This window comes from Kitasatospora sp. NPDC057198, from assembly GCF_042670125.1.
GTDB lineage: Bacteria > Actinomycetota > Actinomycetes > Streptomycetales > Streptomycetaceae > Kitasatospora.
On the sequence record NZ_JBHUWH010000299.1, the window covers coordinates 1 to 9,952 of the forward strand.

Consider the following 9,952-nt stretch of genomic DNA (forward strand, 5'->3'; position numbering starts at 1 on the left):
GCGGAGGGGCCCTTCTTGCGTTCGGGGCCCTCTTTGCGTTCGGGGCCGTCCTACGGGAGGCGCCGTGCCGGTGCTCCTTGCCGGGCGGGCAGGCGGGCGGGCGGTCAGGAGGGCCGGCCGCCGTACGGCACGGTGATGAGTTCCATGGCGTGGCCCGCCGGGTCCATGAAGTACACGCCGCGGCCGCCGTCGTTGCGGTTGATCGTGCCGGGCTGCTGCCGCCGGGGGTCGGCGTAGTGCTCCACGCCGCGCCGTTCGATCTGCGCGTACGCCGCGTCGAACTCCTCTTCGGAGATCAGGAAGGCGTAGTGCTGGGGGGTGATGCTGTCCGCGGGGACGGTGGCGAAGTCCAGCGTGACGCCGTTGGCCAGGCCGACCGCGATGAACGGGCCCCACTCGGCGGTGATCTCGAGGTTGAGCAGGTCCGCGAAGAACTCAGCGGACTCCCGGTTGTTCCGGGCGTGGACGATCGTGTGGTTCAACTCGACTGACAAGGAATGCCTCCGAAGGCATGTCCCGACACCTCCATGCCTCACCCAGTCGGTGACCGACACGCGATGTCGCCGTGGACCCTAGCCTTGATCCACTCGGTGGGTCAACAGCAGTCGGTCGACCAGTCCGTCGACGTAGTCCGGGGCGAGCGGGACCATGCCGAACAGGACGCGGACGTACATCGGGGCCAGGACGTGGTCGAGCACCTCGAGCGCGTCGAGCCCGTCGGGGGTGTCCTCGCCGCGTTCGCGGGCGCGGTCGAGCACGGCCTGCAGCTGCCGGGTGCGTTCGCCGCGGAGCTCCTGGCCCGCCCGCAGGCCCTGCTCGCCGGTGCCGGACAGGGCGACGGCCAGGTGCAGCACCGCCGGGCCGTCGGGCCCGGTGATCTCACGGGCCACCTGGGCCGCGTACGTGCGCAGGTCGCCGGCCAGGCTCCCGCTGTCGGGCATCGGTGAGCGCGCGTTGAGGCGGGTGAGCGCCACGTCGGTGAGCAGCTTCTCCAGGCTGCCCCACCGGCGGTAGATGCTGCTGTCCGCCACGCCCGCGCGGGCCGCGACCTCGCCGACGGTGAAGTTCCCGTAGCCGCGTTCGCCGATCAGCTCGGTGACGGCCTGGTGCACCTGGGCGCCGACGCGGGCGCTGCGTCCGCCGGGACGCCTGACTTGCTGTCGCTCGTTCACCCCACCAGCTTAACGCAGTCACGGCTTGCTTTTGTGGTCGGGACCCCCTACAGTCCTCTAACGCAGCCAACAACTGCTTTAGGTGGCCGGGGCGTCCTGGCACCAGCGCCGCATCCGGCCGGATGCAGGCAACGATCGATAGGAGAACCCTTTGACGGAGACCCACACGGGCCCGGACCGGCGACCGAACCGGGCCGTGCTGCTCACGGTGACCTGCCTGGGCCAGTTCATGGTCCTGCTCGACAACACGGTCGTCGGAGCGGCACTGCCCGACATGCAGCAGCGGCTGCACACCCAGCTGACCGGTCTGCAGTGGATCGTCGACGCGTACGTCCTGCTGGTCGCCATGCTGCTGCTGTCCGGAGGGATCTTCGCCGACCGGTTCGGCCGCAAGCGGGTGTACCTGACCGGCGTGGCGGTGTTCACCGCCGCCTCCGTGCTGTGCAGCCTCGCGCCCTCGCTCGGCTGGCTGATCGCCGGCCGGGTGCTGCAGGGGATCGGGGCCGCGGCGCTGAGCCCCGCCTCGCTGGCCCTGCTCGCCGCCGCCCATCCCGTGCCGCAGGAGCGGATCAGGGCGATCGGGCTGTGGGCCGGACTCAGCGGGATCGGCCTGGCCGCCGGACCGGTGGCCGGCGGCGTGCTGACGGACGCCTTCGGCTGGCCCGCGATCTTCCTGGTCAACCTGCCCGTCGGCGCGGTCCTGCTGCTGGTCGGCCTGCGCCACCTCGACGAGTCCCGCAACCCGGACGCCCCCGCGGTCGACGTCCCGGGAACGGTGCTCTCCGTGCTGGGCGTGGGGGCGCTGACCTACGGGCTGATCGAGGGCGGCGCCCGCGGCTGGCTGTCGCCGGTGGTCCTGGGGAGCTTCGCCGCCGCGGCGGTCCTGCTCGCCGCCTTCGTCGCCGTGGAGGCGCGCGTTTCCGCCCCGATGCTGCCGCTGCGGCTGTTCCGGCAACGGCTGTTCACCGTGTCCAACACCGCCATGGGCGTGGTGGGGTTCGCGCTCATGGGCTCCTCGTTCTTCTTCTCCCAGTTCTTCGTGTCCGTCCAGGGCAGCTCGGTCCTGCGCGCCGGCCTGCAGACCCTCCCCGCCACCCTCGCCATGGTGCTCGTCAGCCCGTACGCGGGCCGGCTCGCCGCCCGGTACGGCTTCCGCGTCGTGGTCACCACCGGTCTGGCCCTGGCGGGCCCGGGGCTGCTGGCGCTCGGCACGGTGCACGCCGACACGGGCTACGGGAACGTGTGGTGGCGGCTGGGAGTCGTCGGCATCGGCTTCGGCCTGACGCTGTCCCCGCTGACCGGAGCCGCCGTCCAAGCCGTCGGCCCGCAGGAGGGCGGTCTCGCGTCGGGCATCAGCAGCACCGCCCGGCAGATCGGCGCGGTGTTCGGCGTGGCACTGCTGGGAGCGATCGTCCGCACCCGGCAGTCCGGCGGCGCCCCCTTCGAGACCGGCCTCGACGACGCCTTCCTCGCCGCCGGCGCCGTCACCTCCGCCACCGCCGTGCTCACCGGTCTGTGGCTGGCGAAGACCGGGCCCGCGGCGCCCCGGGCCGCGGAAGGCCCCGCGGCCCCGCAGCGCTCCACCGCCCCCGCCTCCGGCCCGGTGACCGCCTCCGGCCCGGTTACCGGCCCCGGTCCGGTCACCGCCTCGGGCAAGGCGCCCGCCGGCAGCCCGAGCTAGCCCGGAACCCCTCCCCGCCCGCCCCGGCCGCGCCCGGCCATCCCGTCCCGAAGGAGAAGCACCTTGTCACCCGATCCGACCACCCTCCACCCGCTGCCCGCCCACGAGCGCGTGGTGTTCCTCAAGCCGCTCGTCACCTCGCCGACCGTCGACGTGGGCGAGTACACGTACTACGACGACCCGGACGGCGCCACGGAGTTCGAGCGCCGCAACGTCCTCTACGCCTACGGCCCCGAGAAGCTGGTCATCGGCAAGTACTGCGCGATCGCCGCCGGCACCCGGTTCCTCATGGCCGGCGCCGAGCACCCGACGGCGGGGGTGTCCACCTACCCGTTCACCATGTTCGGCGGCCGGTGGGCCGAGGAGACCCTGGACATCGTCACCGCCATGCCCAGCCGCGGTGACACGGTCGTCGGCAACGACGTCTGGTTCGGCTACCAGGCCACCGTCATGCCCGGCGTGCGCATCGGGGACGGCGCGATCATCGCGGCCGGAGCCGTCGTCACCGCCGACGTCCCGCCCTACACGGTCGTCGGCGGCAACCCGGCCAGGACGATCCGCCGGCGCTTCGACGACGCCGACGTCGAACGGCTGCGGCGCGCCGCCTGGTGGGACTGGCCGGCGGACCTCGTCACCGAGCACGCCCGCACCATCATGGCCGGAACCCCGGCCGACATCGCCCGCATCGCCGCCGAACACACCCTGGAGAAGCCCCTGTGACCCGTGTGACCCGTACGACCGTCGAAGAGCACCCCGTGGCCGACCGCGCGGCCGGACCCTACGCCCTCACCACCGGACCGGACGGCGCCCTGTGGTTCACGCTCGTCCACAGCGGCCGGATCGGCCGGGCCGTCCCCGGCGAGGACCCGACGAGCCACCGGCTCGACCCGGACTGCGGGCCGACCGTCATCACCCCCGGCCCGGACGGCGCCCTGTGGTTCACCGAGTACCGGGCGCACCGGATCGGCCGGATCACCACCGACGGCGACGTCACCGAGTTCGACCTGCCCACCCCGGGCTGCGGGCCCTTCGGCATCGCGGCCGGACCCGACGGCGCGCTGTGGTTCACCGAGACCGCCGCCGACCGCATCGGCCGGATCACCACCGACGGGGACGTCACCGAGTTCCCGCTGCCCGTCACCGGCGCGTTCCCGTCCGCGATCACCGCCGGCGGCGACGGCGGGATGTGGTTCACCCTCAACCAGGCCAACGCCGTCGGCCGGATCGACATGGACGGCGCCGTCACCCTCCACCCCCTGCCGACCGAGGCGGCGGCACCGGTGGGCATCGCCGCAGGCCACGACGGTGCGCTGTGGTTCGTCGAGATCGCCGCCGGCCAGATCGGCCGGATCACCCCCGACGGGAGGATCACCGAGTTCCCGCTCCCCGACCGCACCGCGCGCCCGCACGCCGTCACCGTCGACGGACAGGGCACCGCGTGGTTCACCGAATGGGGCGCCAACCGCGTCGGCGCCATCACCCCCGGCGGCGCCATCACGACGTACGACCTGCCCACCCCCGGCTCCGAGCCCCACGGCATCACCGTCGGCCCCGACGGCGCCCTCTGGACCGCACTCGAGATCGGCGCACTCGCCCGCATCGCCCCGGCCGGCGAACCCACCTGAACCCGCCCTCCCCTTCCCCACCGTCAACAGCGGTCGCCCGTACGGCGACCGGAGAGGAACTCCCGTGAAATTCGCACTCGTGATCTTCGAGACCGACGAGTCCCGCCGTCGGATCCAGGCCGACCGGGCCGCGTACCGCAAGGAGTACGAAGGCTGGATCGGCAGCCTCGCCGCAGCCGGGAAGCTGGTCGGCGGTGACGCCCTGGAGACCGAGCGCACCGCCCCCGCGACGGTGCGCACCGCGGCCGACGGAACGACGACGGTCACCGACGGGCCCGCGCACACCGGCGAGGAGACCCTCGGCGGCTGGTTCGTCGTCGAGGCCGCCGACCGCGCCGAAGCCCTCGAACTGGCCAGGAGCCTGCCCACCCCGGAGACCGTCGAGGTCCGCCCGATCCTCGAATCCGCCTGAACGACACGGCACCGCGGCGGCGGGAGCGCCACGCTCCACGGCACCGGCGACAGGAGGGGCCCGCCTCCCACCCGGAGGCCGGGCCGGAGACGCTCGTCCGGTACCCCGCCCCGGGGCCCCGGTCAGCCGAGTTCGAGGGAGCGCAGGACGAGCCCGGTGGCCGGCTTGGGGCCGAAGGAGGTGGACTTGCGGGGCATGGTGACGCCCTGCTCGGCGAGGCGGCGCACCACGCGCTCCTCGACGGGGTGCAGCAGGACGGCGGTACCGCCGGTGCGGGCGGCCTCGCGGACGGCGGCCTCGGCGGAGTGCAGGTAGCCGATGTGCTCGGGACTGTCGGGGACGTGCCAGGTGCGGTCCAGCAGGACGGCGTGCAGGACGGTGGCGTCCAGGCGGCGCCACTCCTCGGGGCGGTCGGTGCGGACGGCGTCGGCGAGGGTGGCCCCGTCGGGGCCGGTGAGCAGGTGGAAGCGGCCGTCCCCGGCGGTCAGGACGAAGGAGTTGCCGGGGGAGCGGTGGGCCTCGGCGAGGGCGTGCAGCGCGTCGGGGAGGGTGCCGGGCAGGGCGGTGGTCCGCCAGGCGGCCGGGTCGAGGGCGGCGAGCGCGTCCTCGAGCGGGAGGCGCTGCAGGACGCGGTGGATGGCGCGGACCCGCAGCGGGTAGCGGTCGGTGTCGACGAGCAGGACCAGGCCGCGGTCCCACGGGCTGCGCGGCAGGTGGCGGTGTTCGCGCTGCAGCCGCAGGTACATCTCCCAGCGGTGGTGGCCGTCGGCGATCAGGGCGCGGCAGGTGGCCAGGTCGCGGGTGACGGCGGCCAGGTCGGCGGGGTCGGTGACGGCCCACAGGCGGTGGCGGGTGCCGTCGCTGGTGGTGGTGGCGATCAGCGGGTCGGTGCCGGCGGTGCGCTCGACGACCTCGGCGGCGCGGCCGTGGCCGCGGTAGGTGAGCAGCAGCGGTTCGAGGTTGGCGCGGGTGGTGCGCATCAGGCCGACCCGGTCGGCGACGGGCTTGGGCATGACGTCCTCGTGCGGGAGGACGACGCCCGCCTCGGGGCCGCTGACGGCGAGCGCGCCGATCAGGCCGCGCTGGAGGGTGCCGGAGGGGGTGCGCTGCTCGTAGACGTACAGGGCGGGGCACGGGTCGGCGGTCAGCACGCCCTGCCGGCGCCAGTCGCGGAGCAGGCGGGCGGCGTGCCGGTAGCGGGTGTCGCGGTCGGGGCGGTCGCCGGCGTCCTCGGGTTCGGGGCGGGGGAGGATCAGCCGGACGATGTTGTGCGGGTCGGCGGTCTCCAGGTCCAGGCGCCGCCCGGGGTCGACCACGTCGTACGGCGGGGAGGTGACCGCGGCCAGGTCGCCGACCCGGTGCGGGTCGTAGCGCAGGCCGCGGAACGGGGACAGGGACAGCCCTGCGGTGGCGACGTGCCCGGGGTCTCCGGGGCCGCCCGAGGGCTCGTTGCCGGTTTCGGCACGAGGGGCGCTCATTCTGGGCATGTTAGCCGGGTAGTCCTTGTTGGGAGATCGCGGAGAAGGCGGGCGCCCGGGCCGCGGGCGGGGCGGGCGGGACGAGCGGGAAGCGGGGTAGGCGCGGATGGGTCAGCTGGAGCACGGGGACGGCGGCAGCGGCGGCGGGGTGCCGGGCGGCGGCGTGTACGACTGGTACCGGCGCGGGGTGCGGCTGCTGGAGGAGCGGCACCCGGCGGCGGCGGTGCAGCTGCTGGCGCGGGCGGCGGAGGCCGAGCCCGGGTCGGGGGCGATCCGGGAGGCGCTGGCGCGGGCGCAGTTCGACGCGGGCCAGTACGGGCAGGCGCTGGAGAGCTTCCGGGCGGTGGCGGAGGCCGACCCGTCCGACGACTACGCGCAGTTCGGGTGGGGGGTGTCGGCGGCCCGGCTGGGCGACTTCGAGACCTCGGCGGAGCACCTGGCGCTGGCGGTGGCGATGCAGCCCGGCAACCGGCACTACCAGGCGGCGCTGCGGCAGACCAGGGCGACGCTGGCGGCCCGCGCGGGGGCGTACGGCCCGCTGCTGCCGGGGGCGCCCGGGTACCTGGCCCCGCCGGAGGATCCGGCCGCGCCATAGGGTGGCGGGTGTCCGGTTCGGTTCGAGGTGACGAGGGTGGAGCAGCGATGACGGAGAACGCCGCGGCGGTGCGGAGCGTGCCGGGGGCCAGCGCCCGGGTGCTGACGGAGGCGTACGACACGGCGCTGCTGGACCTGGACGGGGTGGTGTACGCCGGGCCGCACGCGATCGTCCACGCGGTGGAGTCGCTGGACCGGGCCCGGTCGGCCGGGATGCGGCTGGCGTACGTCACCAACAACGCGTCGCGGCCGCCGCGGGTGGTGGCGGAGCACCTGACCGAGCTGGGCGTGCCGGCCGACCCGGCGGACGTGATCAACTCGGCGCAGGCGGCGGCGCGGCTGGTGTCGGAGAAGGTGCCGGCCGGGTCGCGGGTGCTGGTGGTCGGCGGTGCGGGCCTGCTGGAGGCGCTGGAGGAGCGCGGGCTGGTGCCGGTGCGCTCGCTGGAGGACGACCCGGCGGCGGTGGTGCAGGGCTACGACCCGTCGGTGGGCTGGGCGGACCTGGCGGAGGCGTCGTACGCGGTGGGCCGGGGGCTGCCGTGGGTGGCCTCGAACACCGACCTGTCGATCCCGACCGCGCGCGGCATCGCCCCGGGCAACGGGACGCTGGTGGCGGCGGTGCGGGCGGCGACCGGCGTGGAGCCGGAGGTGGCGGGCAAGCCGCTGCCGCCGATGCACCGGGAGACGGTGCTGCGGACGGGCGCGAAGCGTCCGCTGGTGGTCGGAGACCGGCTGGACACCGACATCGAGGGCGCGTTCAACGGCGGGGTGGACTCGCTGCTGGTGTTCACCGGCATCGCCACCCCCGAGCAGGTGCTCGCCGCCCCGGTGCGGCACCGGCCGACGTACCTCGCCGAGGACCTGCGCGGCCTGCTGGAGGCGCAGCCCGAGGTGGCGGCGCTGGGCGGCGGCCGGTTCGGCTGCGGCGGCTGGACGGCGGGCGCGGACGGCGGCGTGCTGGTGCTGGACGGCGCGGGCACCCGGATCGACGCGCTGCGGGCGCTGTGCGCGGCGGCCTGGACGTGGGCGGACGCGAACGGCGCGGCGCCGGAGCCGGCGAAGGCGCTGGCGGCGCTGCCCGCGGCGGGCTGACAGGCTCAGCGGGCTGACGGGCCCAGCGGGTTGACGGCCCGTCGGGCGGTCGGCGGGCGGTCGGCGGGCGCCGGTCCCACCCGCCGAGGGGGGCTGTCGGACGCTCGGTGTACGGTGCGTCGGACGGAATCCGGGGGGATCGGGGGAGCGGTGCGGGGTTTTCGGGGGAGAACCGCGGCGGTGGCCGCCGGGTGCGGTGCGCTGCTGGCGAGCACGGCCGGGTGCGTCCCGGACGGCCGTCCGGCGGCCGCGGCGAGCAGCGGGCTGTCCGCCGCGGGGGTCGGGGCGCCCCGGGCGGGCGCCTCCGCGGTGGTCGAGGACCAGGCGGAGGTCGACGCCAGGGTGGTGCGGATGCGGGCGGAGATCGAGGCCGAGGACGACACCGTGACGGGCTCGGTCCGGCTGGTCCACCGGGAGGGGGCGGTGGGTTTCCTCACCTGGACCAAGTCGGGCGGGCGGCAGTGCCTGGGCCACACGGCGGGCGACCACTCCGGGGCGGGCAGCTCCTGCGGCACCGAGGCGCCGGGGCCGCTGGCGGAACGGCCGGAGGTGCGGGCGTTCCCGTACGCCCCGGTGGACGGCCGGTGGTTCGTCCAGGTCGACACGGACCGGGAGCAACTGGTCGGGGTGCGCTGCGGCGGCGAGGAGCTGAAGCTGGTGCCGATCGGCGAGGAGCACTTCCCGGAGGGCGGCCGCCGGCACTACCTGGTGTTCTCCGACTGGGAGGTCACCGGGCGCCCGCTGGCGACCCTGCTGGTCGACGGCGGCCAGCAGGTCGAGGAGCCGCTGGAGGTCCCGCAGGAACCGGTGGGCGGCGGGCTGCCGTCCCGGTCCTGCGGGTGAACGCACGGGCACGGGGACGGCGGAGGGAAGGCTCGTACGGGGGCCGTGGGGCGGGCCCGTCGGGCGGGTCCGTCGGGCGGTCCGGTCCGGTCGCCCCGCTGCCGACGCGCGCCCGCCGAGCGGCGGTGGGCCGGTTCAGAGCAGGGTGCGCAGGCGCAGCAGGTCGCGGAAGCCCGCCTCGAGCTTGAGGCGGCCGGTGGCCCAGGCGGTGGGGAAGGACAGCCTGCCGTCGACCAGGGCGACCAGGTCGTCGCCGGTGGTGGTGAGCCTGATGTCGGCCTTGGCGGCGGGCGGGCCGGGGGCGTCGGTGATGCCGGTCAGCCGCCCGTCGGCGAGGCGGCCGGTGAAGGTCAGGTCGAGGTCGGTGAGGTGGCAGCTCAGCGAGCGGTCGAGGGCCGCGGCCTTGCGGATGTCGCCGCCGGCCGCCGCCAGGTTGCGGCTGAGCTGCTCCAGCGCGGTGCGGCACTCCTCGATGGTGGCCATGTGCGGCTCGCTCCCTCGGTGGTCGTTCGGCGCTCCACGCTAGCGCAGCACCGCACGGCGGCGGCCGGGAGCGGGTAGCGTCGGTGCGGGCAGGACCGGTGTGGGCAGTCGGTGCGCAGAGGAGGCGGACGGATGCTGCAGGACGCGGTGCGGGGTGTGCGGGGCGTGCTGGTGGTGGCGGGCGAGCTGGTCGAGGAGGCGGGCCGCCGGGTACTGGACACGGCCGGCGGGCTGCTTCAGCAGGGCGGTGAACTGCCGCCCGGTGTCGAGCAGTTGAGGGTGCTCGCCGGGGAGGTGGTGACGGCCGGCCGGGCCGGGGTCGACCTGGTCGCCGGGGTGGCCCGGGGCGAGGTGGAGCGGGTCTTCGAGAAGGTCGGCGACCAGGTGGTGAAGGTCGGCGTGGTGCTGAGCTTCCTGGAGTCCAAGCTGCGGGAGGTGGAGGAGGAACCGGCGGCGGACCCCCGGGTGGAGGAGCCGCCGACGGCGGAACCCCGGGAGGAGCAGCCGGTGGTCCGTCCGGCGGCGCGCGCCCAGGGCCTGTTCGACGCGGGCTGGGACGCGGAGCCGGAGAC

The 9,952-nt window shown here is 75.4% G+C and carries 12 protein-coding genes; 8 read left to right on the forward strand and 4 right to left on the reverse strand.

Going from position 1 to position 9,952, the window contains the following annotated elements; all coding sequences use genetic code 11:
- Positions 1 to 104 precede the first annotated feature (104 nt).
- A complete protein-coding gene (locus ACFUEL_RS27350) occupies positions 105 to 494 on the reverse strand; it encodes a VOC family protein (RefSeq protein ID WP_380239426.1) in 390 nt (129 codons plus the stop codon).
- A 78-nt stretch (positions 495 to 572) separates the two neighbouring features.
- The gene (locus ACFUEL_RS27355) at positions 573 to 1,172 is read right to left on the reverse strand and encodes a TetR/AcrR family transcriptional regulator (protein ID WP_380239427.1); all 600 of its coding nucleotides are present in this window, start codon (positions 1,170 to 1,172) and stop codon (positions 573 to 575) included.
- A gap of 151 nt (positions 1,173 to 1,323) precedes the next feature.
- Between ACFUEL_RS27355 and ACFUEL_RS27360 the strand changes: the two genes are divergently transcribed.
- From ACFUEL_RS27360 to ACFUEL_RS27375, 4 genes are all read left to right on the forward strand, one after another.
- Positions 1,324 to 2,853: a DHA2 family efflux MFS transporter permease subunit gene (locus ACFUEL_RS27360; RefSeq protein WP_380239428.1), complete on the forward strand. Its 1,530-nt coding sequence runs from the start codon at positions 1,324 to 1,326 to the stop codon at positions 2,851 to 2,853.
- 63 nt (positions 2,854 to 2,916) lie between these two features.
- Positions 2,917 to 3,573, forward strand: a complete 657-nt coding sequence (locus tag ACFUEL_RS27365) for a CatB-related O-acetyltransferase (protein WP_380239429.1) — start codon at positions 2,917 to 2,919, stop codon at positions 3,571 to 3,573.
- Between the two features lie 5 nt (positions 3,574 to 3,578).
- On the forward strand, positions 3,579 to 4,478 hold the full coding sequence (locus ACFUEL_RS27370; protein WP_380239437.1) for a virginiamycin B lyase: 900 nt from the start codon (positions 3,579 to 3,581) through the stop codon (positions 4,476 to 4,478).
- Between the two features lie 64 nt (positions 4,479 to 4,542).
- Entirely contained in the window at positions 4,543 to 4,890 is a 348-nt protein-coding gene (locus tag ACFUEL_RS27375) for a YciI family protein (RefSeq protein WP_380239430.1), read from the forward strand.
- Positions 4,891 to 5,012: 122 nt separating this feature from the next.
- Here ACFUEL_RS27375 and ACFUEL_RS27380 read toward each other — a convergent pair whose 3' ends face one another.
- Complete coding sequence (locus tag ACFUEL_RS27380; protein ID WP_380239431.1) at positions 5,013 to 6,368, reverse strand: DUF1015 family protein; 1,356 nt, start codon at positions 6,366 to 6,368, stop codon at positions 5,013 to 5,015.
- 106 nt (positions 6,369 to 6,474) lie between these two features.
- On the opposite strand from ACFUEL_RS27380, the gene ACFUEL_RS27385 reads away from it, so the two are divergent.
- The 3 genes from ACFUEL_RS27385 to ACFUEL_RS27395 all read left to right on the forward strand — a co-directional run bounded on the left by ACFUEL_RS27385 (position 6,475) and on the right by ACFUEL_RS27395 (position 8,897).
- Positions 6,475 to 6,963 (forward strand): tetratricopeptide repeat protein, encoded by a 489-nt coding sequence (locus ACFUEL_RS27385; RefSeq protein WP_380239432.1) that lies wholly within the window; start codon positions 6,475 to 6,477, stop codon positions 6,961 to 6,963.
- A 47-nt stretch (positions 6,964 to 7,010) separates the two neighbouring features.
- A complete protein-coding gene (locus tag ACFUEL_RS27390; RefSeq protein ID WP_380239433.1) occupies positions 7,011 to 8,054 on the forward strand; it encodes an HAD-IIA family hydrolase in 1,044 nt (347 codons plus the stop codon).
- A gap of 180 nt (positions 8,055 to 8,234) precedes the next feature.
- Complete coding sequence (locus ACFUEL_RS27395; RefSeq protein WP_380239434.1) at positions 8,235 to 8,897, forward strand: hypothetical protein; 663 nt, start codon at positions 8,235 to 8,237, stop codon at positions 8,895 to 8,897.
- A gap of 135 nt (positions 8,898 to 9,032) precedes the next feature.
- Here the strand turns inward: ACFUEL_RS27395 and ACFUEL_RS27400 are convergent, their stop codons facing one another.
- Positions 9,033 to 9,380, reverse strand: a complete 348-nt coding sequence (locus ACFUEL_RS27400) for an SCP2 sterol-binding domain-containing protein (RefSeq protein ID WP_380239435.1) — start codon at positions 9,378 to 9,380, stop codon at positions 9,033 to 9,035.
- A 132-nt stretch (positions 9,381 to 9,512) separates the two neighbouring features.
- On the opposite strand from ACFUEL_RS27400, the gene ACFUEL_RS27405 reads away from it, so the two are divergent.
- Positions 9,513 to 9,952, forward strand: a 440-nt coding sequence (locus ACFUEL_RS27405) for a hypothetical protein (RefSeq protein ID WP_380239436.1), incomplete at its 3' end; no start/stop codon positions are given.